22 protein-coding genes are annotated in these 25,550 nt (G+C 61.6%); 13 read left to right on the plus strand and 9 right to left on the minus strand.

Annotated features, from left to right (window positions below):
- Window positions 1–193: 193 nt before the first annotated feature.
- A complete protein-coding gene (locus tag CRX69_RS18230; RefSeq protein WP_107322505.1) occupies window positions 194–823 on the minus strand; it encodes a TetR/AcrR family transcriptional regulator in 630 nt (209 codons plus the stop codon).
- Window positions 824–909: 86 nt separating this feature from the next.
- Here CRX69_RS18230 and CRX69_RS18235 point away from each other — a divergent pair, with 86 nt between their 5' ends.
- Window positions 910–1,542: an NAD(P)H-dependent oxidoreductase gene (locus tag CRX69_RS18235; protein ID WP_107322506.1), complete on the plus strand. Its 633-nt coding sequence runs from the start codon at window positions 910–912 to the stop codon at window positions 1,540–1,542.
- 6 nt (window positions 1,543–1,548) lie between these two features.
- Here the strand turns inward: CRX69_RS18235 and CRX69_RS18240 are convergent, their stop codons facing one another.
- On the minus strand, window positions 1,549–3,111 hold the full coding sequence (locus CRX69_RS18240; RefSeq protein WP_107322507.1) for a L,D-transpeptidase family protein: 1,563 nt from the start codon (window positions 3,109–3,111) through the stop codon (window positions 1,549–1,551).
- A 180-nt stretch (window positions 3,112–3,291) separates the two neighbouring features.
- Here CRX69_RS18240 and CRX69_RS18245 point away from each other — a divergent pair, with 180 nt between their 5' ends.
- Window positions 3,292–3,954 (plus strand): murein L,D-transpeptidase catalytic domain family protein, encoded by a 663-nt coding sequence (locus tag CRX69_RS18245; protein ID WP_047226636.1) that lies wholly within the window; start codon window positions 3,292–3,294, stop codon window positions 3,952–3,954.
- A gap of 213 nt (window positions 3,955–4,167) precedes the next feature.
- Window positions 4,168–5,121, plus strand: coding sequence for a class I SAM-dependent methyltransferase (locus tag CRX69_RS18250; protein ID WP_076384948.1), 954 nt, complete (start codon window positions 4,168–4,170; stop codon window positions 5,119–5,121).
- Window positions 5,122–5,209: 88 nt separating this feature from the next.
- On the opposite strand, the gene CRX69_RS18255 is transcribed toward CRX69_RS18250, so the two are convergent.
- From CRX69_RS18255 to CRX69_RS18265, 3 genes are all read right to left on the minus strand, one after another.
- Complete coding sequence (locus tag CRX69_RS18255) at window positions 5,210–10,312, minus strand: dermonecrotic toxin domain-containing protein (protein WP_107322508.1); 5,103 nt, start codon at window positions 10,310–10,312, stop codon at window positions 5,210–5,212.
- Window positions 10,313–10,492: 180 nt separating this feature from the next.
- Window positions 10,493–11,095 carry a LysE family translocator gene (locus CRX69_RS18260; RefSeq protein WP_076384952.1) on the minus strand — a complete coding sequence of 201 codons (603 nt, stop codon included), beginning with the start codon at window positions 11,093–11,095 and terminating at the stop codon, window positions 10,493–10,495.
- 53 nt (window positions 11,096–11,148) lie between these two features.
- Window positions 11,149–11,985, minus strand: a complete 837-nt coding sequence (locus CRX69_RS18265) for an AraC family transcriptional regulator (protein ID WP_047226529.1) — start codon at window positions 11,983–11,985, stop codon at window positions 11,149–11,151.
- Window positions 11,986–12,201: 216 nt separating this feature from the next.
- Between CRX69_RS18265 and CRX69_RS18270 the strand changes: the two genes are divergently transcribed.
- Window positions 12,202–13,278 carry an aromatic ring-hydroxylating oxygenase subunit alpha gene (locus tag CRX69_RS18270; protein WP_047226530.1) on the plus strand — a complete coding sequence of 359 codons (1,077 nt, stop codon included), beginning with the start codon at window positions 12,202–12,204 and terminating at the stop codon, window positions 13,276–13,278.
- Window positions 13,275–14,225, plus strand: a complete 951-nt coding sequence (locus tag CRX69_RS18275) for a PDR/VanB family oxidoreductase (protein ID WP_107322509.1) — start codon at window positions 13,275–13,277, stop codon at window positions 14,223–14,225. Before CRX69_RS18270 ends, CRX69_RS18275 begins: the two co-directional genes overlap by 4 nt.
- A gap of 129 nt (window positions 14,226–14,354) precedes the next feature.
- On the opposite strand, the gene CRX69_RS18280 is transcribed toward CRX69_RS18275, so the two are convergent.
- The 4 genes from CRX69_RS18280 to CRX69_RS18295 form a co-directional block, all read right to left on the minus strand.
- Window positions 14,355–15,068 carry a GntR family transcriptional regulator gene (locus CRX69_RS18280; RefSeq protein WP_047226532.1) on the minus strand — a complete coding sequence of 238 codons (714 nt, stop codon included), beginning with the start codon at window positions 15,066–15,068 and terminating at the stop codon, window positions 14,355–14,357.
- A gap of 256 nt (window positions 15,069–15,324) precedes the next feature.
- Window positions 15,325–17,193: a feruloyl-CoA synthase gene (locus CRX69_RS18285; protein ID WP_047226637.1), complete on the minus strand. Its 1,869-nt coding sequence runs from the start codon at window positions 17,191–17,193 to the stop codon at window positions 15,325–15,327.
- 143 nt (window positions 17,194–17,336) lie between these two features.
- Window positions 17,337–18,785, minus strand: coding sequence for an aldehyde dehydrogenase (locus tag CRX69_RS18290; RefSeq protein ID WP_076384959.1), 1,449 nt, complete (start codon window positions 18,783–18,785; stop codon window positions 17,337–17,339).
- Window positions 18,786–18,891: 106 nt separating this feature from the next.
- The gene (locus tag CRX69_RS18295) at window positions 18,892–19,722 is read right to left on the minus strand and encodes a p-hydroxycinnamoyl CoA hydratase/lyase (RefSeq protein WP_003202420.1); all 831 of its coding nucleotides are present in this window, start codon (window positions 19,720–19,722) and stop codon (window positions 18,892–18,894) included.
- 216 nt (window positions 19,723–19,938) lie between these two features.
- Here CRX69_RS18295 and CRX69_RS18300 point away from each other — a divergent pair, with 216 nt between their 5' ends.
- The 8 genes from CRX69_RS18300 (at window position 19,939) to CRX69_RS18335 (ending at window position 25,517) form a co-directional block, all read left to right on the plus strand.
- Window positions 19,939–20,427: a MarR family winged helix-turn-helix transcriptional regulator gene (locus tag CRX69_RS18300; protein WP_047226534.1), complete on the plus strand. Its 489-nt coding sequence runs from the start codon at window positions 19,939–19,941 to the stop codon at window positions 20,425–20,427.
- A gap of 57 nt (window positions 20,428–20,484) precedes the next feature.
- Window positions 20,485–21,048, plus strand: a complete 564-nt coding sequence (gene pnuC / locus CRX69_RS18305) for a nicotinamide riboside transporter PnuC (protein WP_047226535.1) — start codon at window positions 20,485–20,487, stop codon at window positions 21,046–21,048.
- On the plus strand, window positions 21,045–21,569 hold the full coding sequence (locus tag CRX69_RS18310) for an AAA family ATPase (RefSeq protein ID WP_047226536.1): 525 nt from the start codon (window positions 21,045–21,047) through the stop codon (window positions 21,567–21,569). The genes pnuC and CRX69_RS18310 overlap by 4 nt, the downstream gene beginning before the upstream one ends.
- A 320-nt stretch (window positions 21,570–21,889) precedes the next feature.
- Window positions 21,890–22,339: a hypothetical protein gene (locus CRX69_RS18315; protein WP_076384961.1), complete on the plus strand. Its 450-nt coding sequence runs from the start codon at window positions 21,890–21,892 to the stop codon at window positions 22,337–22,339.
- A gap of 1 nt (window position 22,340) precedes the next feature.
- Complete coding sequence (locus CRX69_RS18320) at window positions 22,341–22,919, plus strand: adhesin (RefSeq protein WP_076384963.1); 579 nt, start codon at window positions 22,341–22,343, stop codon at window positions 22,917–22,919.
- A gap of 63 nt (window positions 22,920–22,982) precedes the next feature.
- Window positions 22,983–23,966 carry a heme utilization protein gene (locus tag CRX69_RS18325; protein ID WP_107322510.1) on the plus strand — a complete coding sequence of 328 codons (984 nt, stop codon included), beginning with the start codon at window positions 22,983–22,985 and terminating at the stop codon, window positions 23,964–23,966.
- 65 nt (window positions 23,967–24,031) lie between these two features.
- On the plus strand, window positions 24,032–24,712 hold the full coding sequence (locus CRX69_RS18330; RefSeq protein WP_047226540.1) for a C39 family peptidase: 681 nt from the start codon (window positions 24,032–24,034) through the stop codon (window positions 24,710–24,712).
- Between the two features lie 58 nt (window positions 24,713–24,770).
- On the plus strand, window positions 24,771–25,517 hold the full coding sequence (locus CRX69_RS18335) for a hypothetical protein (RefSeq protein WP_076384967.1): 747 nt from the start codon (window positions 24,771–24,773) through the stop codon (window positions 25,515–25,517).
- Window positions 25,518–25,550 lie beyond the last annotated feature (33 nt).

Genomic DNA, 25,550 nt, shown 5'->3' on the forward strand with positions numbered 1-25,550 from the left:
TGCCCGTGAAAAAGGCCGTCCAGTCACCTCATGCTTACAAGCGCTCGCCTGACGCCTCCATCCGCGGACGATTGCCTTGCCATGGTGCGATCCATCGCCTGCGGCTTCATAAAAGTGCAGTGACTGGGCTGACGCTATCGCGAGCAAGCTCGCTCCCACAGGGGGGGCTCGGGCCATTTGCGATGGGGAAGGTTCAGGTTGCGCCGATGCGGGCGGCTCTATCCACCATCGCCACGATGGTCACAAAGAGCTCTTGCTTGGCCTCGGCGGCGCTGACTTCCCCGGTGGCAGCGGCATTGGACAGGGCTTCTGCCGCGCCCAGCATCGCCCGCAGACTCGCCTGGGTGATGGCCCGTGTACCGGCGAACGGTTCCAGGACGGTTCGGCACTTGTCCAGGAAAATCGCCTCATATTCGCGCTTGATGCGCTCCAGTTCTGGCGAACTGGTCAGCGCCGCAATCACCCCCGGGATCTCCCGGCCTTGCAGCAGGACGCATTCGACAAACGAAGCAGCAATCACCTCCGCGCGGCTTTGCAGTGTCGGTTCGCTCGCTTCCAGGGCGGCGTCCATGAGCGCCGTCTGACGGGCATCGAAATCCTGATAGAGCGCCGCCAGCAGCCCGGACCGAGTGGTGAAGTGGTCATACACGATGGGTTTGGTTACCCCCGCCTGTTCCGCGAGGCGGGCCAGGGTCAGCGCTTCGCTGCCCTCCTCTCGCACCAGCCGCCAGGCGACATCCAACAGCTGCCGTTGCCGATCCTCGCGAGACAAGCGTCGACGGGGAGCAGCTGTAGATCGCGAATTTTCATCAAGGCTTGACATGCTAACTTTACCAACCGTAACTTACTAAAGGTAACTTAACCAAGCATACCTGCTTGATACCGGTCATTGCCATGAGGAGTTTTGCCATGCACGCACTCATCGTTGTCGCTCATCACGATCCCCATTCCCTTACCCACGGCCTCGCGAAAAAAATCGCCCAAGGCCTGACCCAGGCCAATCCCGTCGATACGTTCGAGATCGCCGACCTGGCCGTCGAAGGCTTCGATCCGCGGTTCAGTTTCGCCGATCACGCGGTACACCACCGCGAGGCCTCACCGCCCATGGACGTTTTGGCCGAACAAGCCAGAATCGACCGCGCAGATGCGCTGGTGCTGGTGTATCCCATTTACTGGTGGTCGATGCCAGCATTGCTCAAAGGGTGGATCGACCGGGTGTTTTCCAACGGCTGGGCGTTCGATTTCAGCCTCGATAAACCCTTTATCAAAAAACTGCAGCGTTTGCAGGTGCATCTGGTGGCCCTGGGCGGGGCTGATGAGGGTACGTTCCTGCGCCACGGTTATGGCCAGGCGATGACCGCGCAAATCGACCACGGCATCTTTGATTACTGCGGCGCCCGGGTGGTCAGTTCCCAACGTTTGCTCGACTCGGAAACCCTCGAACCGGCGCTTCACCTGGCCACTGCCTATGACCTTGGCCGGCGGCTGTTCCCGCAGTGCGAGAAGACTGCACAGGTTCAAGCCAGCAGCGAGTGCGCCTGACCGCCATCAGAGCACGCTGCCCTTGGCGGCAGCGAGGACCTGATCACGCTTGTAGATATCCGGGATGTACACCGCCTGCCCCTGGCTGTCGGCTTGCACTGTCCAGTAGCCCAACAGAATCGGCACCGGCCTGGCCAGCCTGAACTCATGAGTCAGCCCGCTGGCCAGCAGCGTGTCGGTGCGCAGACGTTCAGCCGGGCTCACCAACCAGTCGCGCAACTGCATGGCCTGTTCGACTCGCACACACCCCGAACTGAACGCCCGCGGTTCCTTGCTGAACAGTGACTGGCTGGGCGTGTCATGCAGGTACACGGAAAACGGATTGGGGAAGCGGATCGCCATTTTACCCAGTGGGTTTTGCGGACCGGGGTCCTGGCGCAGCATGAGGCCGCCGGGATGCTCCCAATCGATGTCCTGGGCCAGTAACGGCAAGCCATCGCGATCGATCACCCTCAGGTTGTGTCGACTCAAGAACTCTGGGTCGCGACGAATCTCAGGCAGTTTGTCTTCACGCATGATAGTCGGGGGGATGGTCCAGGTCGGGTTAAGTGTCAGTCGTGTCACTCGGGACTTGAGCAATGGGGTTTCCCGGTCCGCGCGGCCCACTTGGGTGCGGGTTTGCCAGACCGCTGCGCCGTCCTGGTAGACCGTCAACCGGGCCGCCGCCACATTGACCAGTACGCTGTCCGGCTCCAGGTCCCGGGCCAGCCAGCGCATGCGCTCCAGATTGACGCGCAACTGCTCGCGCCGCATGAACGGGCTGATGTTCAGCTCCGTCACCGTCCATGGCCCCACTACCCCATCGGCTTGCAGCGAATGGTGAAGCTGGAAGCTTTTCATCGCCGCCACCAAGTCGGGGTTGTAGTGATCGTCGACGATCACGGGGGGTGCGCTGAAATAGCCTTCGCTGAACAATCGCTGGGCCAGGGCCGGTACGCGGGCGTCCCGCTTGTCCGGGTGCAACAACGGGCCGCCGGGCACCGGTTGCCATTCGGGCAAGGGCTGTTGCCGTTGCCGGGCGTAAAGTTCACGCAAGTTGCGATACAGCGCCAGGCTCGGCCGGGCCTGCTCAAAGGCCTCGTCCAAGTCGTGCAGGCCCGACCCGGCAATGGCCAACACCTCGACCTGACGATCCTGCGGCAGCGGGTCGGCCTTCCACACCGGCTCCAGGCGGTCCTGAGGCAGGTATCCGAAACGCAGCTCATACAGCGCTTGCAAGTAGCGCTGACTGATGGCGATGTCTACACAATGGGGGTTTTGGGCGGTTCCTTCTGCGGGCAAGCTGTAGCGTGCCGGGTCCAGTCCGTCGTCGGCCAGTTGCTGCAACTGTGCCTGCAACGCCATCCGTCGCTCATCGTCCGACCAGACGTCCTGGCCTGCGTTTTGCTCGTAGAACGCCTGCAAACTCATCATCGTCGGAAAGTCGACGCCTGCGGCCAGCTCGGGACAGTTGACCGACAGCTGGGCCAAGGTGGTTTGCACCAATGCCGGATCGCTTTGCTCGGCTGTTGCGACCAATGGCGCAGTGAGCAATAAAACGCTCAGGTAACATGCGGACTTTTTGAACAACTGCTTTACTCCAATCCATGGCCGTCCCGTTGACGGTCAACTTTGCGACAGGTACGACCCGCCATCATGCAAACAAACCAAATCGGACGGGATGCCGCAAACAAACACCACCGTGGGAATTTTCCATCTTCAGCAAGCCTCTTGCGCCGACTCTGCCTGGTCATCACCGGCCTTGGCGTGATGTGCAGCCCGGCGCTGGCCGACAAAGGAAATTCTCAGCCGCTTTACAACAGCCTCACCCACGCGGCGCCGGAACTCAATCCCCAAGCGCTCAAAAGTGCCTTGAGCGCCATGCAATGCGCTGTCGCCAACGGCGCTCGCCCAGCCCGCCACCTGGCGGTCATCGACTACTCGCAACCTTCCACGGCCCGTCGCCTGTGGATCTTCGACCTGCGCCAGAAGAAGCTGGTATTGCGCGATCTGGTGGCCCACGGGCAAAAATCCGGGGAAAACTTCGCCACGCAGTTCTCCAATCGCCTGGGCAGTTTCCAGTCGAGCCTGGGACTGTTTCGCACTCAGGAAAGTTATCAGGGCGCCCATGGATACTCGTTGCGCATGGACGGTCTGGAGCCGGGCTTCAATGACCTGGCCCGCGACCGCGCGATCGTGATCCACGCCGCCGATTATGTGAACCCGTTGTGGAGCGTGCGTCAGGGGCGCATCGGCCGCAGCCTGGGCTGCCCTGCCGTCCGCCCGCAGGTGGCGCGCAAGGTGATCGACAAACTTAAAGACGGGCAATTCATGTTTTCCTGGTACCCGGACCCGAGCTGGCTCAAGCGTTCGGCCTACCTCAACTGCCAGCCGCAACAGGTTGCGAGCATTTTGGCTACTAGCGGCAGTTAGGTAGCACCTTTGTGGCGAGGGGATTTAGCGAAACGTCGCACCGCCCCGCTGGGCTGCGAAACAGCCCCAATGCAGCAGACTCCATCTTCCTGGCACACCGAGTTGGCAGGCAGGGCTGCTTTGCAGCCAGCGGGGATAAATCCCCTCGCCACAGATTGCACCTGCTGAAAGGCTGGTTAAAATGCCGGCCTTTCGCATTGCTGGCCTTGTCCGATGAACCCTGAAGCCCTTCAAACCCTGCAGACCCATTTACTGACGGCCCTGACCTCGGTGCCGGAAGAAACCCGGCGCCTGTTCCATGGCCGCGGTCGCTGCTGGCCGGGGTTGGAGCAGATCACCGTCGACTGGCTGCAAGGGGTGATGCTGGTTTCGTTGTTCAAGCAGCCTGAGCCGACGCAGTTGGACAATCTGATGTCCACGCTGCTCGCCCTCACCGTTACCCCGGCCTGGCAACAGAGCAAGGCCCATACGCTGGCCGTGCAACACCGTTACCTTCCCGACAGCCTTACCCAGTGGCTGGTGGGTGAGGCTCTGGACGAATGGACCTTGGTCGAAGGCGGCTTGCGCTATCGGATCGACCTGGGCAAGAAGCAGAACAACGGTCTTTTCCTCGACATGCGCTACGGCCGCGACTGGGTTCGCGCCAACGCCAGCGGCAAGCGAGTGTTGAATCTGTTCGCCTACACCTGCGGTTTTTCCGTGGCAGCCATCGCCGGCGGTGCACAGCATGTGGTCAACCTGGACATGTCGCGCGCGGCCTTGAGTCGTGGCCGCGACAACCATCGCCTGAACGGCCATGACCTGAGCCAGGTGAGTTTTCTTGGCCACGACTTGTTCAAGTCATGGGGCAAGGTGATCAACAGCGGCCCTTATGACCTGGTCATCATCGATCCCCCCACCTTTCAGAAAGGCAGCTTCCTGCTGACCAAGGACTATCAGCGAGTCCTGCGGCGCTTGCCGGAACTGTTGTGCGCCACTGGCACGGTCCTGGCCTGCAGCAACGACCCCGCCACCGGCCCGGACTTCCTCATCGACGGCGTCACCCGCGAAGCGCCTGGCCTGAAGTTCGTGGAACGCCTGGCCAATCCCCCGGAGTTTCCCGACGCGGATATGGAGTGCGGCTTGAAGGCATTGGTGTTCACCCGCGACGATGGCTGCGCCGTGTAACGATGCCTGATGCGCCCCTTTGCAAGGGCGCTGTGGCGAGGAGATTTACGCCCTCGCCACAGCTTCGCGGCAGGTGTGCCGGCACAGGTTATTGCGGTCGCAGCGACCACCAAGGGGTGACCAGGCCAGTGGTTATCCGATGCACCATGGCCTCGACTTCCCGGCTCTTGACCGAACGGTAGATCGCCATGGTGCGCCGCAATTGGTCTTCGGTGAGCGTCACCGGCTCGCCTGCGGCCCAGTTCACATCTGCTACGGCCTCGAGCCTCACCCGATACCACATCGTCCCGGTGGGCTGGGTGATTGACTCCAGGGCGCTGGGCAGGTCGGCGTCCGGTTGCGCCAGGTTATCCAGCAATACCTGCGGCCAATGGGAGGGATCCACCGGCTCGCTGAAGGCATCCACCAGGTTTTCCTCCACCGTGTCCCAGATGGCCAGGCCGTCGAGCCAATCGCGAGACATCAACCCCAGATACGGGCGCCAGGCCAGTTCCCCTACGCGGGGCGTTTGATCATTGCTGTTGAATGTGTCCTGTGCGTCACTGAGCCAGTTGATGAAACCCTCACGGGTCATCGCGGCCCGGCGTTGCACAAGCTCGGGATATCGGCCGCTTAACACCTGGCCCCAATAGTCATCATGGTTGGTCAGAAACCTCGCAAAGTGTATGCCCTGGGGTTCGAGGCGAGCACGCTGAACCGAACCGAACATGAGGAAATGCAGCTCCAGCTCGGCAACGTCTGGTGTTTGCCTGTCCAGAACCCGTGCTTGCAAGCGGGTACGCAGTTGGGCCAATTGCTGGTCGAAATCTGCGATACGGCCCGACAGCTCGGTATAAAGGTCGGGGTAGCCAGTGTAGTACTGCAGGATACCGGCAGCCCTCTGACGATCTCCCAGGGCCAGGCCGCCTGGTTGATCGGCGTCTGCGTCACGGATGGCGCCGCAGAACCAATCGATGAAGCGGCGCCCTCCGGCATCGTCGCGAGCCACTTCCAATGCACTCTTGAGGTCGGGGAAGTCACGGAGCCAGTCATCGACGGTGTAGCGAAAGGCCTCGGGGTCCAATGCGCGAAGGGCGCGGATCTGGGCGCTGGGCAGTGGATTATCTTCGAGCCAGAGCCCAAGGGTGTTCGTCTTCGGCATGTTGCCAAGGGCAGGAATCAGATCATCCTGGATGTTGCTGATGCGATTGCCCTTGAGGTCGAGGAAGATCGGATCGGATGAAGGCCTGGCCAACAGCGCCAGGGCCAATGCCGGTACCCGATCGAGCCCCGCGTTGGCCAGTTCCAGCTCCTTGAGGTGCGCAAGCTCCGGCAGATCGGGTAATTCCCGACAGTTGTTACCGCTCAAGCGCAGGTCCTCCAGGGCCGTGGCGGCACGCAAGAATGCACTGCCCTGTTCATCCAGGCGAAGGCCACAACGAACCAGGTCCAGCGCTTGCAATCCTGGTAAAGCGGTGATGGCCTCCAGCTCCTGGGGGGTGAAATGCAAGTTGTCGGACCAGACCAGTTCACGCAGGGACGGCAACTCAGCCAGGCGGCCGATGGCCGCGACCATATTGGCACTGGCCACGGGGTCCGAGCCACTGCTCACCTCGGACAGCTGCAGCTCTCGCAAACCAGTAGCACGGTCGGCGCCGATCAAGGGGGCAAAGGTGTCCGCATTCATATTGAGCGGATTTCTGCCCAATGACAGCTCCTCCAGAGAGCGAAACTCACCCGCCGCTACCGGCACGGCGGTGAGCTCATTGCCATGCAGGCGCAGCGTATCGATATTGGGAAACAACCTCAGGAAATTCGAAGGGTCTTCGCTCAGCCCCAGATGAGCCAACGTCAGCTCTTCAATATGCTCGAAACGTGCGCTGATGGGAGGAAGCCGGCCGATGTTCAACCCCGACAGACGTAGAGTCAGCTCGCTATCCTCCCTGCGCGGATCCGGCTCACGGCGCCAGGCGCGACGGATCTCCTGCGCCACCTCCCTGCGCATGGCGATGGTATCTGCACGGGTATATTCGCTCTCGACGGGGTGATGAACCCCCTCATGGACCTCCCACTGACGCAGGCCTTCGTCCAGCGTTGCCCAATCGTTGCTCAACCGGGTCACCAGGGTGTCCAGGCTGATGCCTTCGCGCCTGGCCTGATCGGCCAGGCTACGCTGAAGCCTGGCCAGCGATTCCCCGGCATAGTAGGGAAACAGGCGTTCAAGACGCCCTTCCACACGGTGGCGCCAGCCCTGCAAAGGAAGTTTCCCGCGCCCACTGAGCGGATAACCCAGGCGTCCGTTCTGCCATTGCAGGGCAGCTGCGTCGTTGCCCGTGCGTTTGAGCGACAGGTACGTACGCAGCCTCTGGCGATCGCCAAGGGCTTGCTCCATCAGCACCTTGCGAAGGGTGGTCGACGCCCAGATGTTCAAGCCGAGCGCGTTGCGGGCCTCATCCGGCATCGCTCTGAGCAGCGCCTCTTCGAGGCTCGAATCCCCAGCCAGCTCATTTCCCCTTTCGTCGAAGGGATGGTATTTCCCGCCGTCCTGGCGGATGACTTTCAAGGGGCCGTTCTCTCCCACCTCGAGCGGAGCCAACAACTTGTCCGACAACAGCCGCAGGTGCAACCGGCCTTGCAGTTGCGGCGCATTGCCAAGTAGGCCCATGACAATGCGATCCCGGTCCGCGCTGCTTTCACCCCGCTCAAGATCGCGCAAGGCTCGAGTCAGGCGCAGCTCAGTCAGGGCTTCTACGCATTGTTTACCCAGGCGTCCCGTCACCCGGCCTGCTTGCAGCCGCACCCGGTCCTGGCCCTGAGACTGCCGGGCAAGCTCGTTGGCGATGGATTCAGGCAGCCCGGAAAAAGCCCGAACTATCGGAGCGGCCAACGGATCGAGCCGGATGGACGAGGCCATGCCAGCAGTCACCTGCGTAACATTGCGCTCAAGATAATCGGCCCAGCGGCCGGCCAACAACCGACTGCTTTCCACCGGGCGCAGGCCGATAGAACTCTGCCCCAGCAGCACGCGCTGTTCGTCCGCGCGAAGACCGGCCAGGATACGCTCCGCCCAGGCATGATGCTCCAGGTCCGCTTTGTCCAGATCGAGAAAACGCATGGTGGCCCTGTCGCCCACGGAGTGAACCTGCTCGCCATCGTGCAAGCGCAGCGTCATGTCCGCAGGCCAACCGGGCAAATCCACAAGGGTTTGGCTGACCTGAATGTGCGCGCTCCCGGGTGCTTCACCCGCGCGCAAGCGTCCAACGGTCTGCTGCACCCATTGCCAGTTGCGTGCCTCAGCGAGGGCATCGGCGAATATGGCCGGCATTGGCTGCCCGCCTACTTGCAGGTAGCGCAGATGCGCCTCGCTGATACCGACCTGCTGCTGTACGGCCAGGAGCATAGCGTCGTCCAGCTCGGCGGGCGTCTCGACAAAGTTGCGCAGCAACTCCAGATTGCTTCGCTGCAAGGGATTGCGGTGTGCCCATTGCCAGCCGCGCGCGCGGCTCCACTCCAGAGGCGGGGTCACGCCTCGGTGACCGGCAGGCAGGCGCAGCCCCAGGGCCTCGCCGGTGCCTTGCACCTCGAAATAACGACCATCGATCCGCACCCATGCCTCGTCTGGCGTACGCCAGACACCCCAGGCGTCCTGCTCGGCCTCCACAGGCGGCAAGCGCCGCGCCTGGAAGGGCGTGACATCGCCATTCCACAGCCGCGTCGTGCCGTCATGCACGGGCATGGGTTCAACAGCTCCGCCGATGAAACCCAGATAGGCACCTTGGGCGACCCCGAACAGCACGTTGAAGATGTGATTGATGCCTTCTTGCGCGTGGCCTTCGTTGAGCGCCTGGATACCTTCAAAGAACTCATACACCAGGCGCACCCCGCCCACCGCCGCCGCAGCCATCCCCATGGGAGCGCAGAACGGAATGAAGCTGACAGCCAGCATCAATGAACGCTCGGCAAGGCCTTCCCAATACTCCAGGCGTGCCAGCAATGCCTGCCAGTCCTGGTCCCGGGTCGAGATCATCAGCGCCGAGGCATTGCTCAGGGTGTGGGTGCGCCATTCGTGATAGCGATCATTCCAGTGATCCTCGCGAACATCGCTAAGGGTCCAGGGGACGTGGGGAACAGGCACGCGAATGCGCCGGGGATTACCCTCCTCGCCAAGCTCGCCTTCACGCCAACCCACAATACGCGCGTGGATTTCCTGGAAAAGGTTGAGGTTGTCTTTTATCTCCCACTCCACTTGGTCATGCAGGGCCTCACCTAAGCGGGCCTGCAAGCGTACCGGCAGGTAACGCATCAGGCTCTGGCGGTAACTGCGTTTGCGCACCAGTTCGGTCAGCTTTGCGGCCATGGCCTGCAGGCTGGGAAATTGCCTGATCGGGGCCACTACGTCATAGGGCAGGTGCAAGACGACCGGGCGAACGCCTTTTACGTCCCCTTTCAGCCCCCAATACACCCGTGCGCCGAACAACGGCGCAGACAGCACCTCCAGGCCCTTGACCTCACACGCCAGGGAAGCCACCGGACGATCTTCGAGCCGCACCCCGACATAGGCCAACAATCGCTCGCCGGTCTCGTCCAGGCGTCCATCCAGCTTCGCCTCGTACGCGTCATAGGCGAGCAGACTGCGCGCGTAGGCCATATAGGCGTCAGCCACGACAGGAACCTCGTCGCCGATAGGCGGCAGGCGTTGCTTGAGCAGACGCTGGTAGGCACCGCCCACATCCACCTGCCGACAGACTCGGGCAAAACTGGCAGGGGTCGTGGGCAATGCCGTGGTGTCTGACGGCGCGCCCCAACGGTAAAACTCTCCAGGCTTGCCCTTGATGAAAAGCTCGCCGGTTTTATCGAAAGAACTGCCGGTGGCCGCATCAGCAGGAGGAAAGTTGCGCATGGCGGCCTCCACCACCGACAGAGAGGGGCCGAAGTGCTCGCGCCTGACCCTTGCCCGCCGGACTGCGTCGCAAACACTGCCGCGGCCATTGATCGGGCGCCAGGCCTGCATGGGTGGCTGAGCCTGTAGCAAATTGAGTGTGAAGGGTTCCGGCGCTGGCAGGTCGATAAGCAGTGCGTTCAGCGCATCGCTGTCGCGCTGCAATTGCTGGGCAAGGACCTTGAAACGCTCTTGGCGGTGGCGCGAAGCTTGTTTCAACCAGGCCGGTAGCCTGGCCTGGATGAAATCGATATGGGAATCGACAGTGGACATGATGGACCTCCTTCCTTGGGGTCGATTAAGCATCTGAAATTTTGAAATACGCTAAGCCGGGGCGTGGGCGATCCTCTCCAAAATGAGCTTGTTTTTAAACCGCCCAACCGTTGCAAGGGGTTGCAGGTTCCATGGCCAGTCGCTGACAGGTCTGCATCAAATGCTTGCGCCTGATCAGGATCACACCACCAACGTCAACCACGCCGACATCAGCAACAACACCGCCATGATCCGATTGAACCGACCCATGGCCACGGTGGATCGGCAGAATCTGGCGGCGCCGAGGCCCAGATACGCCCAGGCGGTCATGCATGGGATCGAAATCGCGAAGAACGCCAGGGACAGCCAGAGCACCCGCACGGTGCGGTCGGCCTCGGTGCCGGCGAAGACGCTGACCACCGCCAATGCCATCATCCAGGTCTTGGGATTGACCAACTGCAAACCGGCCGCCCCCGCCAAGCCAAGACGCAGACCCTCAATGGGTCGTTCAGGGTCGATGGCCTGGACTGGCGTGCTGAATATTTGCCAGGCCATCCAGCTCAACCAGGCAATTCCGGCCCATGACAGCAAAGTCTGGAGCGTTGCATGACGGGCCAGCACATCGCCCAATCCGGTGCCCACCAACAACACCAACAAGGCTGCGGCGGCGCAGGCGCCGAGGATGATTGGCAAGGTGGTCGCCAGGCCAAAGCGCGAGCTGTGGCTCAGCACCAGGATATTGGTCGGGCCCGGGGTGATGGAGGCAACAAAGGCGAACAAGGCGAACGGCAGCAACTGGTCCATGGAGCAACATCTCGGTGAATGATCGTAGCCTGATCATCCCCACCCAACCGCGCTCAGTCTGGAACGTTTGAGCAACGCTTGCGGTAGTCCGCCGGGCTCAGGCGATAGGCGCGCTGGAACCAGCGACCCAAATGACTCTGGTCGGCAAAACCGAGTATCGCCGCCACCGCCACCGCGCTTTCGCCACGGGCCAGCAAGCGCCGGGCCCGGGCCAGGCGTAACTGGATCAGATAGGCATGGGGGGCGAGACCGAACGCGGCCTTGAAGGCCCGGGTCAGGCGAAAACGGTCCACCCCGGTGACCCGTGCCAGGTCATCCAGCCCGATGTCTTCACTCAGATGACTGTGCAGATAATCACGGGCCTGCTGCGCCACCAATGGCAGGCGCGGATCGGGATTGATCCGCGCACGCCAGTGCAGGTGCTGGGTCAGGTTGGCCAGCAAGGTGTCGAGGGCCGTCTGGCGCACGATGCGCATCTCCTGCTGATGCAAACTCTGGAACGCCATGGCCGTGGCGCTCGCCAGCCGCGCATCGTCGGCCAGGGTGGCGGCAAATCCCAGCTGTGCATTATCCGGAGCCACGTCGAACAACGACCGCAGTTCGCGCTCCAGCCACTGTGGCTCGAGGTACAACGTGCGATAGGTGAAACCGCTGGCGTGGGGCGCGTTGCCGTCATGCAACTCCCCAGGCTCGAGCAGAAACACCTTGCCCGGCGTGCTGTTGTGCTGCTGGCGGCGACAATGGAACTGCTGCACGCCCTGTTCGGTCACGCCCACCAGATAGGCGTCGTGCCAATGGGGATCGTAGGCATGTCCCTCGAAATGCGCGCGCACGGTCTCGATGCCGGACGTGGCGTCCTGCTTGAGATCGATCCAGTTGCGCGTTGTCATGGGCAGTCTCGTTTTTGTGTATCAGCACGAGCAGGTTAACCGCTGGCGGCGAGGGAGTCTGGAAGATTTGTGCAGTTTTGTTTTCGCCGAAACGAAGCAAATGGATCCATTAAAGACTGCCAACCGTCTACCAGGACACCAAAAATATTGACAACCGAAATAGTTAAGAGAGTTAATGGATCCATAAGCACAACAACATCCGCCCGGAGATCCGTCATGTATCCCAAGAACACCTGGTACGTTGCCTGCACCCCCGATGAAATCGCTGACAAACCTCTGGGCCGCCAGATCTGCGGCGAGAAGATGGTTTTCTACCGTGGGCATGAAGGCAAGGTCGCGGCTGTCGAGGACTTCTGCCCCCATCGCGGCGCCCCGCTCTCTTTGGGTTATGTCGAAAACGGTAACCTGGTGTGCGGCTATCACGGGCTGGTGATGGGGTGCGACGGCAAGACCGTCGAAATGCCCGGGCAACGGGTCCGGGGATTCCCTTGCAACAAGACGTTTGCGGTGCAGGAGCGTCATGGGTTTATCTGGGTCTGGCCCGGTGACCAGGCCTTGGCTGACCCGACGCTGATCCATCATCTTGAATGGGCCGAAAGTGACGAGTGGGCTTACGGCGGCGGTCTGTTCCATATCCAGTGCGATTACCGCCTGATGATCGACAACCTGATGGACCTGACCCACGAAACCTACGTGCACGCCTCCAGCATCGGCCAGAAGGAAATCGACGAGGCGCCGCCGGTGACCACGGTCGAAGGTGACGAAGTGGTCACCGCCCGGCACATGGAAAACATCATGGCCCCGCCCTTCTGGCGCATGGCCTTGCGCGGCAACAACCTGGCCGACGACGTGCCGGTGGACCGCTGGCAGATCTGCCGTTTCACCCCGCCCAGCCACGTCCTGATCGAAGTCGGCGTGGCCCATGCCGGCAACGGCGGGTATCACGCCGCGCCGCAGTTCAAGGCGTCCAGCATCGTGGTGGACTTCATCACCCCGGAAACCGAGACATCCATCTGGTACTTCTGGGGCATGGCCCGGCATTTCCAGCCCCAGGACGAAGCACTGACCGCCAGCATTCGCGAAGGCCAGGGCAAGATTTTCAGCGAAGACCTGGAAATGCTCGAACGCCAGCAGCGCAACCTGCTGGATCACCCGCAACGCAGCCTGCTCAAGCTCAATATCGATGCTGGCGGCGTGCAGTCGCGTCGAGTGCTGGATCGTTGGATTGCCCGTGAGCGCGAGCCACAAGCGGGATTGATTGCCAGCACCCATCAGGGAGAGCAGCGAGCATGATTGAAGTCCAGGTCACGGCGCGACACAACGAAGCCCAGGACATTTGCAGCTACGAGCTGACGAGTGTCGACGGCCAGCCTTTACCGGCGTTCACCGCCGGTGCCCATATCGACGTACACCTGCCCAACGGCATGATTCGTCAGTATTCGCTGTGCAATCATCCCGAGGAACGGCATCGCTACCTCATCGGGGTGCTCAAGGATGCCGCATCCCGAGGCGGTTCGCGCAATTTGCATGAACAGATTCTGCCAGGCGCGCGCTTGCTGATCAGCGAACCGCGCAACCTGTTCCCCCTCGCCCCCGAGGCTCGACGTAGCCTGCTGTTTGCCGGCGGTATCGGTATTACGCCGATCCTGTGCATGGCCGAACACCTGGCCCAGAGCGGTGCGGCGTTCGAACTGCATTACTGTGCCAGGTCCAGGGAGCGTGCAGCCTTTATCGAACGCTTGCGCCAATCGCCTTATGCCGACCGGGTGTTTCTGCACTTCGATGAAGAGCCTGGAACCATGCTGGACGCTGCCAGGGTCCTGGCCGCCCCCAGTGAGGATCTGCACCTCTATGTGTGCGGTCCCGGTGGCTTCATGCAGCATGTCCTCGACACCGCCAAGGTTCAGGGCTGGCGGGAAAGCTGTGTGCACCGCGAGTACTTTGCCGCTGCGCCCACCGACACCCGCGCGGACGGCAGCTTCTCGGTGAAAGTCGCCAGCAGCGGCCAGGTCTTCGAAGTACCCGCCGACCGAAGCGTGGTCCAGGTGCTGGAAAGCCATGGTATCGAGATTCCGATCTCCTGCGAACAGGGCGTGTGCGGCACCTGCCTGACGCGTGTGCTGGAAGGTGTGCCGGAGCACCGGGACATGTTTTTGACCGAGGCCGAACAGGCTTGCAACGACCAGTTCACGCCGTGCTGCTCCCGCTCGAAGACGCCACTTTTGGTGTTGGATATCTGACCCAATACCCTGAGGGAAGAGCTTTGTGGGAGCAAAGCTTGCTCGCGATGGCGGCGACTCAGTCAGCATTGCTATCGGCTGACAGACGGCTATCGCAAGCAAGCTTAGCTCCCCCAGCCGTATGCGCGCTCACTGCGAGCGAACAATCACCTTCATCCGCTCATCAGCCAACGTCGAGCCGAACACCTCGGCATAACGCAAAGTCGCATTGGCATGTTCGCGCATGATTGCCTCGGCGCGGGCTCCCTGGCGATGGATCAGCGCATCGAACACCGAGTGGTGCTGCATGTGGGCGTAGTTGAAGCGGCGAAATTCGCCGGCCATGTTCTGACGATCCACCGCCAGGGCGGTGACTGAGGCAAATGGCAGGTGATCGTTGCGAGCCAGGGCATCGGCAATCGCCGGGTTATGGCTGCCCTCGACGATCACCTGATGAAAGCGCATGTTCAAGTCGTGATAGACCTCAAGGTCATCCTCGGTCACATAGCCCTTGGCAAACAGTTCGTCGCCCTGCACCAGGCATTGTTCAAGTGCCGCTCGCCCCTCTTCGGATAAGCCACGCTCGGCCGTTTGCCGCGCGGCCAGGCCTTCGAGCACACCACGCACCTCCACGGCCCCGGCGATTTCCTCGGCACTGACCGAGCGCACCTGGAATCCGCGACCACCGAAGCGCACCAGCAGCCCTTCCTGCTCCAGGGTACGAAACGCCATGCGCACCGGCATTCGCGAAACACCGAACAACTCAGCCGTGGGAATTTCCATCAAGCGCTCACCGCCCGCCAGCTCGCCTGAGGCGATCATCCTGCGCAATGCGACCAGCACCGTTTGGCCGGGCTTACTCATCCAGGTTCTTCCAGAGAAAACAGAGTCGCCATAGTAGAAGGCTTGGGACGGTGTGTCACGGCGGGGGTATGGAGCGAACGCAAGAGCAATCGAACGCAGGAAAATCAGCGGGGCAGGCAGACCGCCATCGCGAGCAGGCTCGCTCCCACAATGGGTCCGCCATAGATCCTTGTGGGAGCGAGCCTGCTCGCGATGGCGGCAGACCAGACAACATTGATGGCAAGCCTTGCTGTCACGGATTTTGGGTCTGGACCGACTAGTTCGCCCGCAGGATCGACAGATCTTCGCCGCAATACAGCGCCTCGACTTTCGCCGCGCGCCATTGCAACACCGCCCGTTGGTTGATCGAGCCCTTGTCGGTGATTTCACCACGATCGATGGAGGGCGGCTCATCGAGCAAGGCAATCCACTCTACGCGGCTGGCGTTGCCGCTCGCCTCGCGGTTAAGACGTTGCAGCCAATCGGCAAACCACTGGCGTACCGGTGGGCTGGCCAAGACCTCGGCATCGCTGGCGCTCGGGGACAGGCCTGACAAGCGTCGGCATTCAGCCAGCCGTGGGAACACCAGCGCGCCCAGGCACTCGCGATCCGGCGCGGTCACCACCAGGTCCTGGACATACGGGGTCCCCTCCAGCACCGCTCGGTTGCGCAGCGGCCCGACACTGACGAACACCCCGGAGGACAGCTTGAAGTCCTCGGCTATCCGTCCGTCAAACATCAGGCCCAATTGCGGGTCATGGGGATCGGCCAACTTGATCGCATCGCCCGAACAGTAAAAACCGTCTTCGTCGAACACCTCAGCGGTCTGCTGCGGCGAGCGCCAGTAGCCGGGCATGATGTGCGGTCCGCGGAAGCGCCCTTCGAACTTGCCGTCCACCGGCACCAGCCGTACCTCGCAGCCGGGTGCCGGCAAGCCGATGTAACCGGCCATGGACAACGGCCCGGTGGTAAAAGTGCAGGACGGCGACGCCTCCGTCATGCCCAGCCCGGCCATCATGCGAATGCGTTCGCCGCAATGCTGTTCGGCGACCTTGTCGAGCCGATCCCAAGTACTTTGGGACAGACCCGCTGCCGCAAAAAAGAACAGACTGATGCGCTCGAAGAACCGCTCGCGCAACTCGCCGTCCTGCTCCAGGGCACTGACCAACTCTTCCCAACCTTTGGGCACGGTCAGGTACGCAGTGGGAGAAATCTCCTTGAGGTTGCGCAAAGTTTCGGCGAAGCCCTGGGCGGTGGGCTTGCCGTCGTCCAGGTAAAACGTGCCGCCGTTGTACAACACGATGCCGACGTTGTGACTGCCACCGAATGTGTGGTTCCACGGCAACCAATCCACCAATACCGGCGGCGCTTCACCGAACACCGGAAAGGTCTGCAACAGCATTTGCTGATTGGCGCAGAGCATGCGTTGGGTAGTGATCACAGCCTTGGGCAGCTTGGTGGAGCCCGAGGTGAAGAGAAACTTGGCAATGCTGTCCGGTCCGGTGGCGGCAAAGGCCCGCTCGGCCTCAATACCACCGGGTTGCGCCAGCAGGCTGGCAAAGCTTGCCCTGGACCTTGCGGCCATTTCCCCGCGCACTGTGATCAAGGGGATGTCCGCCGGCAGCACCGCATTGATCGCCCGCTCAAACGGCGCGGCCTCGCTGACAAACACCAGCCCCGGCTGCAACAAATCGCAAACGTGCCGCAGCTTGGCGAAATCCTGGGACAGCAACGAATAGGCCGGCGACACCGGGCAATAGGGAATCCCAGCGTACATCGCGCCAAGGGCCATTTGCAGGTGCTCGATGTCATTACCCGATAGCAGCGCCAGGGGCTTTTCGGCTGACAGGCCATAGCTCAACAAACCTTGAGCGATGGCCCGCACGCTGTCGAGCATCTGGGCATAGCTGACTCGACGCCAGTCCCCGCCCGCCTGGCGGGCTGCAATAAAGGTCTGTTGCGGGCGCACCTCGGCCCAATGCACCAGGCGATCAAGCAAGCGCGTCGGCAACGCAGCCAACGGCTCCAGGGAGCGCATGTGCAGGATGCCCTGCTCTTCTCTGACTTCAACGGCTGGATGACCAATCGACACCTGGCGATAGCGCCCGGGGCCGGCTCGGGAGGACGATCTGAACTCAACACTCACGTACATTTCCTCCATCAAGGCACGCCGAACCCGCGCGAAGCGAGCGGAGCGTGGCAGCATCTGGCTGCGGCCTTGTTATTGTTATGTCTGGCCTGCATCGGGCCGGCGATGTCCACGCGCCGCCGCCCGCAATGCGACGGATATCAGATCGGGTAATGCCGGGCGCCGTTCTGCATCGTCACCCAGCGCAACTGGGTGAAATGCTCGATGGACGCCTTGCCGCCAAAACTGCCGTAACCGCTGGACTTGACTCCACCGAAGGGCATCTGCGCCTCGTCGTGCACGGTCGGACCATTGATGTGGCAGATGCCCGACTCGACCCGTTGGGCCAAAGCCAACGCCCGAGTGGTATCGCGGCTGAAAATGGCTGCCGAAAGGCCGAACTCGGAGTCGTTGGCCAGGCGCAACAAGGCTTCGTCGCCTTCACCACGCAGCAACACGGCCACCGGACCGAAAGACTCTTCGCGGTACAGGCGCATGTCTGGAGTGACGCCGTCGAGCAAGGTCGGCTGCAGAATGCTGCCGTCCAGTTGCCCTCCCGCCACCAGCGTCGCGCCTTTGGCCAAGGCATCGTCGATCAACCCCTTGATACGCTGGCCGGCACTGACGTCTACCAGCGAACCCAATACCGAATCACCGGCCGCAGGATCACCGGCACGCAAGGTGGCGATCTTGGCGCTCAGCCGGGAAACAAAGGCATCGGCCACGCTGGCATCGACGATCAGCCGCTCGGTGGACATGCAAATCTGCCCCTGATTGAAGTACGCCCCGAAGGCGGCAGCTTCTACCGCTGCATCCAAGTCAGCGTCATCCAGCACCAGCAACGGCGCCTTGCCGCCCAGTTCCAGTAATGCCGGCTTGAGGTGGCGCGCCGATAGTTCGCCAACGATGCGCCCGACATGGGTCGAGCCGGTGAAATTGACACGGCGTACCGCCGGGTTGGCGATCAGCCGCGCGACAATGGCCGGCGCATCTGCCGGGGCATTGCAGATGACATTGACCACGCCATCGCCCAGTCCGGCGTCCTGCAATACCTGGCCAATCAAGCGGTGCACCGCCGGGCTGATTTCAGAAGCCTTGAGCACCACGGTGTTGCCGCAGGCCAGAGGCATGGCGATGGCGCGGGTGGCGAGAATCACCGGGGCATTCCACGGCGCGATACCCAGCACCACACCACACGGCTGACGCAGGGCCATGGCGAAACTACCAGGCACATCCGAAGGAATGATTTCGCCATTGATCTGGGTGGTCATGGACGCGGCTTCGCGCAGCATATTCGCCGCCAGATGCACGTTGAAACCGTACCAGTTGGCCATGGCGCCCGTCTCGCCGGCAGCGGCGATGAACTCGCCAGTGCGCGCCTGCAATTGCTCGGCGGCACGCAGCAGACGCGTGCGTCGCTCATTGGGCGCCAGCGCTGCCCAGGCGGGAAACGCAGCTTGCGCGGCGGCCACGGCGGCGTCGGCATCCTCCAGCGTGGCAGCCGCCACACGGGAGACCACTTCACCGGTTACCGGATTGCAACGCTCGAAAGTCCGACCGTCACGGGCGGGGCACGACTGGCCGCCGATCAACAGGGGCACGTCCAGCATGGTGATTCCTCTTTATTGTCTTTATAGGGAACACATTCACAGTAGCGCCAAGGGCTTTTGAACAACAGCCTGCGGGCGCAGGATAGACACCCGCCGCGCCGTCGTCTCAGCGCTTGTAGGTCTGCAACCCCGGCTTGATGCTCTTGTCGTCGAGGAACTGCTTCATCCCCTGCTCGCGACCACCCTCGGTGTCGAGCAGGCGCGACTGATCGAGCTTGGCGTACAGGTAATCCTCATTCTGCTCCCAGGTCAGTTCGCGGCAGCGTTTGAACCCGTGCTTGGCTGCTCGCAACACCACCGGGTTTTTCTCCAGCAGGTTACGCGCCAGCTCAACGGTGACTTCGCGCAGTTGCGCCAGGGGCACGCTTTCGTTGACCAGTCCCATCTCGGCGGCTTTCTGCCCGCCAAAGGTTTTGCCGGTCATGATGTAATACAGCGACTGGCGATGGCCCACGGTATCAGCCATGGCCTTGCTGACCAGATTACCGGGCGGGATGCCCCAGTTGATTTCCGAAAGGCCGAAGGTCGCCTCGTCAGCGCAGATCGCCAGGTCACACGCCACCAGCGGGCTGAAGCCGCCACCGAAGCACCAGCCATTGACCATCGCAATGGTCGGCTTGGCGTACATGCGCAGCAGTTTCCATTGCCACTGGGAGGCTTCGCGACGGATTTTTTCTTGCAGGATTTCAGGCCCGGCATCTACTTCGCGGAAATACTCCTTGAGGTCCATGCCGGCCGTCCAGGCATCACCGGCCCCGGTCAGCACCAGTACACCGGCGGCCGGGTCCTGCTCCAGGGTTTCCAGCACGTCGATCATCTCGCGATTGAGCGTCGGACTCATGGCGTTGCGTTTTTCCGGACGATTGAGGGTGACCCAGGCAATGCCTTCCTCGATATCGACCTTGACCGTTTTCCAGCGACCTTCGTAATTGCTCATGGCGGGCGTGCTCTCTTGTTCTTGGCTGAAGATGAGCAAAAATTAAACTCGAAAACTAGTTATGTCAATTAACTATTAATCCATTTATCTGTATTTTTCCCAACGGACAGGACAAAGCGACAAATCACGATTTCGATATCCACCATAGCCATCGCGCTTCAACCTCGGCAAAATGGATAGCCTTGTTAATCACTCACCTTGAGGATGCTCCCTCCGATGGCCAAGTCTTCCAAGCTTGCCGAACCCGCCGAGCCCCAGGCCAGCGGTACCGACGCACAGGCCCCGCTGGACTCCGCGCTGGATGATCTGATCGGTTACGCCCTGCGTCGCGCCCAGTTGAAACTGTTCCAGAACCTGATCGGTCGACTCGCCATCCACGATCTGCGGCCCGCCCAATTTTCGGCCCTGGCGATCATCGACCAGAACCCCGGCCTGATGCAGACCGATCTGGCCAAGGCCCTGTCGATCGAACCGCCGCAAGTCGTGCCCCTGTTGAACAAGCTGGAAAGCCGGGCACTGGCCGTGCGGGTGCGGTGCAAGCCCGACAAACGCTCCTACGGGATATTCCTGAGCAAAACCGGCGAAACCCTGCTCAAGGAACTCAAGCAAATCGCCGCACAGAGCGACCTGGACTCCACCTCAACGCTTGACGGTGCCGAGCGCGAAGAATTGCTGCGCCTGCTCAAGAAGGTTTACCAGGCATAGAAAAACGGGCGCCAGCGTTTACAATCGCCGCCTTCTCCTACTACCCAAGGAATCGCCATGTCCGGGCTTGAACTGTTTGCCGCAGCCCTCGGCGTGATTGCTGTCTGGTTGACCGTCAAGCAGAACCCCTGGTGCTGGCCGATCGGCCTGGTCATGGTGCTGCTCTATAGCTGGATCTTCTTCGAAGTGAAGCTGTACTCGGACATGTTGCTGCAGTGTGTCTACGCCGTACTGCAACTCTATGGCTGGTACCAATGGACTCGTGCGGGGCAGCATCATGAGGGGCGACAAATCACCCGTCTGGGCGCGCCTTCAGTATTGCGTGGCCTGGCGGTCGGCGCGGCAGGCAGCCTGATGCTGGGTGCTGCCATGGCGCACTGGACCGACGCCGCCCAGCCCTGGCTCGACGCTGCACTCACCGGCTTCAGTCTCGTGGCGCAGTGGTGGATGGCGCAAAAACGCGTGCAATGCTGGCCGTTGTGGATCGCCCTGGACATCATCTTCGTGGGCTTGTTCATCTACAAGGACCTGTACCTGACCGCTGCGCTCTACGCTTTGTTCACGCTGTTGGCCGTACAAGGCTGGCGCGAATGGCGCGCCGACCCGGTCCTGCGCACATGAAGGTGATGGTGCTCACCGGCCCGGAGTCCAGCGGCAAGAGCTGGCTGGCGGCGCAGTTGCAGGAGCACTTCGGCGGCTTGCGGGTGGACGAATACGTTCGCCACTTCATGGAGCAGAATCCGCGTGAGACCCGCCTGTCGGACATCACCGATATCGCCGCAGGACAGTTGGCCTGGGAAGACGCAGCCCGCGCCGGTAAACCACCGTTGTTGATCCTCGACACCCACCTGTTGAGCAACATCCTCTGGAGCCAAACCCTGTTCGGCGACTGCCCAAGCTGGCTGGAGCCGGCCTTGCTGGCCCGCCATTACGACTTGCACCTGCTGCTGAGCCCGCAACAGGTCGAATGGACGGGCGACGGCCTGCGCTGCCAACCCGAACTGGAAGACCGAATGAGGTTTTTCGAGGCTATCGAGCAATGGCTGGTTCGGCATCAGCAACCCTTCCAGGTTATTGAAGGCGATTGGGCGCAACGTCGGGAACGGGTGTTTGCAACCGTGACTCGACTGCTCCAAGCCTGATTTACCCCTCTGTTTGTACCACTCTTGAAACACCCCAGTCGTGGCAAACCCGGCTCCAGAGCACTTCGATGGTTTTTCCAGTGCCTTTGTCAGGTTCTTGAAACACCTGCTTGCGAAGCCTTGAACCAGAGCCAAGCGATAGCGCCCGGCCATTAGCCTCTATCGGCATGTCTCACGGATGAAACAGGTGCTGGGCGAAACTCCCCTTAAATATAGCAACCCATTGAATTTGATAGATTTTTTATAACCGGCACAACACCTGCTCTTCCTCCTTCGCAACGCTGGACCAAGGCCAGCCCACCGAAGAAGGAATCGATGCCGTGGGGACTTTCAATAGAAGCTTGACCTGCCTGCTGTTGATCGGCTGCGCCGCTGGCGCGACGTTCAGCCTCCCTGTGCAGGCCGAGGGCAACGGCGTCATTGTGCTCACCCGTGACGTACAGCCCGTTCATATCGGTCGCAACGGTGGCAAAGACCCCTACCCGAGCACCGTCAACGCCAACCCATCTGATCGAGTCAATCAAGCGACCGCCAGCATCGAGCTGAGCGACGGCGAATTCGCCAGCGTCGCCAGCGGCTCGTCGATCCGCAACGCCGTCAACCCGAACAACACCGGCGTACAAGGTCTGAACATCGTGACCAACCCCAACGGCTTGCCGGGCATGCGCGCCGGTCACGGTGGCGGCAACGGTGGTGCCATCTCCGGCACGATCAACCGCTCGCTGAGTTCAGGGCTGGCCCCGCTGGGCCGGCTGGCCGGAGGTCAGTGACATGAAGCCAACCCTGTTTCTGCTTGCCCTGCTCGGCTCGTCCACCGCGTTCGCCGATCCGGGCGCGGCGGTGATCAGCACTGCCAATCTGCAGGATTCCGGCAGCCGCTATACCGGCAACTTCAACGTCAACCAGGCCGCTGGCGATCAGACCCAGCAGACCAACACCCGGGCCATCGCCATCGGCACTCACGCCCAGGCCACCACTGTCGTGCGTCAACGACTGGACACCGCGGCCGACCCGTCGATGAACGCAACGGCCCGCATCGGCGGCAGCTCATTTAGCAACGGCAACGGAGTACTGGGCGTGAACCAGTCCGCCGGGGCCAACAACCAGATGGCCAATGTCATGCGGGTGGGCATCAGTGCCCGGCCGCAGAGCATCGACGATAGCGCCCTTTCTCAACAGAACGTGGCGTTGTTACCAAACTCAGGAGCAACTGGCACCCCAACCGGCAGTCGCCAGGTCGTCACCAGCGACCAGGCCTTCACCGGCAGCCGAGGGGTTATCCAGGTGAACCAGAGTGCCGGGGTGGGGAACCGCATGGCTAACACCCTGAGCATCCGGGTCGCTGACTGACCCGAAAAACGTGGGCATAAGAAAGTACTGACACTTAACCAACGACACGCAAGGAGAAACACCATGAAACCAACAATGGCACTTAAACCATTGGTTTTCGCTCTCGCCGCTGTCATGGCAATGGCTGCACAGGCTGATGGAAACGGACGTGGCAACGGGCACGGCAACGGGCATGGCAATCACGGTCCGCAAGGTCCGTCGTTTGAACAACTGCTTTCGATCACCGCCGGGGCTAGCGCGACCGTGATGGATGAGCAGAACAGCGACGGCAACGTGGTGACCAACCAGGCCACCCGCAACACGGCTGAAGCCGCTGACTCGCTCAATGGCAGCAACGGCAATATGGGCGCCAACATCGCCGCCGGCGATGGCAACCAGCAGGACAACGCCGCCGCCATCGCCACCGCTGACGAAGCATTCATCTTCGGCTCGGCGGTCGCGACCTCCAGCGCCATGCAGGTCAATAACAATAACTACGTCAAAAACAACTCGACCCGAAACAACGCCTCGCTCACCAATGCGGGCAACAATGGCTCCGGCAACATCGGCATCAACGTGACGGCCGGCAACTTCAACCAACAGAAAAACAACCTGGCCATCGCTGTATCGGGCGGACGTGTCGCAGAAGCCGCAGCCTCGGCCGATCAGTCTTCCACCGGCCTTGTGGTCGACAACAAGGGCGTACGGACCTACAAGACCGACACCCTCACCAGCACCTACGCTGCTTCCGGCACCTTCAAGGCCAAAGGCACCGGCACCGTCGAAGACGACGACCATGGCGGCTGGGGCAACAGAGGCGGCTACGGCGGCGGTCACGATGACGACAAGTTCAAGTTCTCCGCCGTGGGCACTTTCGAACTGGCCGGCAGCAACACTCAACAAGTGCTGACCCGCGATGGCTGGAAAAACCCTGTCATCAACAACGCGACCATGACCAACTCCATGAACGGCTTCTCCGGTAACGGCGGCGCCAACGTGTCGGCGGGCGTGGGCAACCAGCAAAGCAACTCGCTGTCCATTTCGGCCGGTTGCAGGGCTTGCATGTAAGCGCGATCGAAACGAAGCCCCGGAAACGGGGCTTCTTTCCCAGGTGTGCATAAGGCGTATCGATCATGCGAGCGGCAGCCCTTTCTCTGCTCCTTTGTCTGGCCGGCGTGGCTGAAGCTGCGCAAATGCCGGTCGCTGCCCTACCCGGCGGCATGTTGGTCTACAAGCCAGTACAGAGTGTGCGCGAGCGCAAGTTCAGTGACATCGTCGAACAGAAAACCGATTTCAGTTGCGGCGCCGCCGCGCTGGCCACGGTACTGCGCCAGGCCTATTGGCTTGACGTGGATGAAGAGCACGTCATCAAGGGCATGCTGGTCAAAGCCGACCATGACCTGGTCCGCACCCAGGGATTTTCCATGCTCGATATGAAGCGCTACGTGGAAAGCATCGGCATGCGCGCCCGGGGCTACCGGATACCGCCAGAAAAGCTCGAGGCAGTGACAATTCCGGTGGTGGTCCTGATGGACATCCGTGGCTACAAGCACTTCGTGGTATTGCAGCGAGCCGACCAGCAATGGGTTTATATCGCCGACCCCGTACTGGGGCACAAGCGCTACGCCCATAACGATTTCGTCAAAGGCTGGAACGGCATCGTGTTTGCCATCGTCGGCCCGGGTTACGACAAGACCAACGCACTGCGCACCCCTCCGCAACCGCTAACGGCGCGTAACAAACTGGACGGGTTCAACCCGGTCAAAGATGCAGAGCTGATGGATTTTGGTTTCATACAGAGCGACTTTTTCTAATCGCCGACCAATCGCCAACCATAAGTACAAAAGGAGCAGGAAGCTCCGGGAGCAGCACATGAAAACTTCACGCTGGCTGGCGTTTGCCAGCCTTGCCGCGGCTGTGTCGGGCCATGCCCACGCCGGATTCAAACCCATCGAAGTCAAGGATCAGGAGCTTGCCGAACTGCGTGGACGCTATGTCATGCCCGGTCGGGTCATCAGCTTCGGCATCGTCATGAGCAGCACCTGGCGCAACGCCAGTGGCGACCTGATCGGCGCGAGCAGTTCCATGCAAATCCAGGCGGCCACCGTCAAACCCCAGTTCTATGTTTCAACGATCAAGCAGACCGGCAATGGCCAGGCCCCGCAACAGGGCAGCGGCAACATTGTCGGTGGCGCGGGCCTGGCCGGTGGCCAGGGCGTGACCCAGAGCGTGCGCGCCGCGGGCGATGGCAATTCCGCCTACAACAACGTCAGCATCAACGTCAGGGAAAGCAACCAGGCACCCGCACTGGTGCCTGCTCAAGGCCAGCTGCTGAGCAAAGGCCAAACCATCAGCGGCAGCAACGCCGCCGGCAGTGTCGCGGTTACCGCCACCGGCAGCGGCGTGCAGATGGCGATCCAGGCCAACCACAACCAGGGTAGTTCTCTGCAACAAGTCGCCCAGGGCGGCTTGCTGCAAAACACTCGCTTGCTGGGTAACAGCAACCTGGTCAACAACATGACGCAACTCAACGTGGTGTTGAACAACAACGGCCTCAGCGCCGGAGCTTTGGACTGCAACCTGACCCAGCTGCGCGGACTGCGCAATCTCGGATATTGAACTACGCTGCCTTGCGACCACTGGGCAAATAGG

Origin of the sequence: Pseudomonas rhizophila (genome assembly GCF_003033885.1) — a bacterium.
GTDB classification, from domain to species: Bacteria; Pseudomonadota; Gammaproteobacteria; order Pseudomonadales; family Pseudomonadaceae; genus Aquipseudomonas; species Aquipseudomonas rhizophila.

What these genes read in the sequence shown, in the direction of transcription:
- CRX69_RS18335 (WP_076384967.1), top strand. Translation starts at nt 24,771, where the DNA reads ATGAAAACTTCACGCTGGCTGGCGTTTGCCAGCCTTGCCGCGGCTGTG.
- CRX69_RS18275 (WP_107322509.1), top strand. Translation starts at nt 13,275, where the DNA reads ATGATTGAAGTCCAGGTCACGGCGCGACACAACGAAGCCCAGGACATT.
- CRX69_RS18330 (WP_047226540.1), top strand. Translation starts at nt 24,032, where the DNA reads ATGCGAGCGGCAGCCCTTTCTCTGCTCCTTTGTCTGGCCGGCGTGGCT.
- CRX69_RS18265 (WP_047226529.1), bottom strand. Translation starts at nt 11,985, where the DNA reads ATGACAACGCGCAACTGGATCGATCTCAAGCAGGACGCCACGTCCGGC.
- CRX69_RS18280 (WP_047226532.1), bottom strand. Translation starts at nt 15,068, where the DNA reads ATGAGTAAGCCCGGCCAAACGGTGCTGGTCGCATTGCGCAGGATGATC.
- CRX69_RS18260 (WP_076384952.1), bottom strand. Translation starts at nt 11,095, where the DNA reads ATGGACCAGTTGCTGCCGTTCGCCTTGTTCGCCTTTGTTGCCTCCATC.
- CRX69_RS18295 (WP_003202420.1), bottom strand. Translation starts at nt 19,722, where the DNA reads ATGAGCAATTACGAAGGTCGCTGGAAAACGGTCAAGGTCGATATCGAG.
- CRX69_RS18270 (WP_047226530.1), top strand. Translation starts at nt 12,202, where the DNA reads ATGTATCCCAAGAACACCTGGTACGTTGCCTGCACCCCCGATGAAATC.
- CRX69_RS18290 (WP_076384959.1), bottom strand. Translation starts at nt 18,785, where the DNA reads ATGCTGGACGTGCCCCTGTTGATCGGCGGCCAGTCGTGCCCCGCCCGT.
- CRX69_RS18230 (WP_107322505.1), bottom strand. Translation starts at nt 823, where the DNA reads ATGTCAAGCCTTGATGAAAATTCGCGATCTACAGCTGCTCCCCGTCGA.
- CRX69_RS18310 (WP_047226536.1), top strand. Translation starts at nt 21,045, where the DNA reads ATGAAGGTGATGGTGCTCACCGGCCCGGAGTCCAGCGGCAAGAGCTGG.
- CRX69_RS18255 (WP_107322508.1), bottom strand. Translation starts at nt 10,312, where the DNA reads ATGTCCACTGTCGATTCCCATATCGATTTCATCCAGGCCAGGCTACCG.
- CRX69_RS18235 (WP_107322506.1), top strand. Translation starts at nt 910, where the DNA reads ATGCACGCACTCATCGTTGTCGCTCATCACGATCCCCATTCCCTTACC.
- CRX69_RS18250 (WP_076384948.1), top strand. Translation starts at nt 4,168, where the DNA reads ATGAACCCTGAAGCCCTTCAAACCCTGCAGACCCATTTACTGACGGCC.
- CRX69_RS18300 (WP_047226534.1), top strand. Translation starts at nt 19,939, where the DNA reads ATGGCCAAGTCTTCCAAGCTTGCCGAACCCGCCGAGCCCCAGGCCAGC.
- pnuC (WP_047226535.1), top strand. Translation starts at nt 20,485, where the DNA reads ATGTCCGGGCTTGAACTGTTTGCCGCAGCCCTCGGCGTGATTGCTGTC.
- CRX69_RS18245 (WP_047226636.1), top strand. Translation starts at nt 3,292, where the DNA reads ATGTGCAGCCCGGCGCTGGCCGACAAAGGAAATTCTCAGCCGCTTTAC.
- CRX69_RS18320 (WP_076384963.1), top strand. Translation starts at nt 22,341, where the DNA reads ATGAAGCCAACCCTGTTTCTGCTTGCCCTGCTCGGCTCGTCCACCGCG.
- CRX69_RS18325 (WP_107322510.1), top strand. Translation starts at nt 22,983, where the DNA reads ATGAAACCAACAATGGCACTTAAACCATTGGTTTTCGCTCTCGCCGCT.